We start from the raw sequence: 539 nt of genomic DNA on the forward strand, positions 1-539 counted from the left end.
GGATGCGCGTTCTTGGCACAAATCATGGCGGTAGCAAACACGGTGTGTTCACAGACCGAGTCGGCCAACTTACCAACGATTTTTTCATTAACCTAACCGACATGAACTACACGTGGGAGCCCGTTGGCGAAAACCTTTACGAAATCCGCAGCCGTCGCTCTAAAGATGTAAAATGGATAGCGACCCGCGTCGATCTTGTCTTCGGTTCAAACTCAATACTCAGAGCCTATGCCGAACTGTATGCACAAGATGACAACGCAGGAAAATTCGTTGAAGACTTTGTCGCCGCGTGGACCAAAGTGATGAACGCCGACCGATTTTGATGTCATCCAAAGCGAAGCCTAATCTAACAATTAGGCATCCTTTCGCTTATATTAAAATGGCAGGTATCACTTACCTGCCATTTTGTTACTCAGAAACCTTCGAAGCACATTCTTGTTTTGTCTTATCAAGCTTTGCCCAACATTCTCAGCAACGTTCCGTCCTGCTTAATAAAGTGATGCATAAAGCTGGCACCAAGGTGCAAAACCAATAGGAAT

1 pseudogene is annotated in these 539 nt (G+C 45.6%); it reads left to right on the forward strand.

The window, feature by feature from the left end:
* A pseudogene (locus R7R78_RS28980) lies at positions 1-323 on the forward strand (peroxidase family protein); the annotation flags it as partial.
* Positions 324-539 lie beyond the last annotated feature (216 nt).

The sequence above is a fragment of the Vibrio sp. 2134-1 genome, from assembly GCF_033339495.1.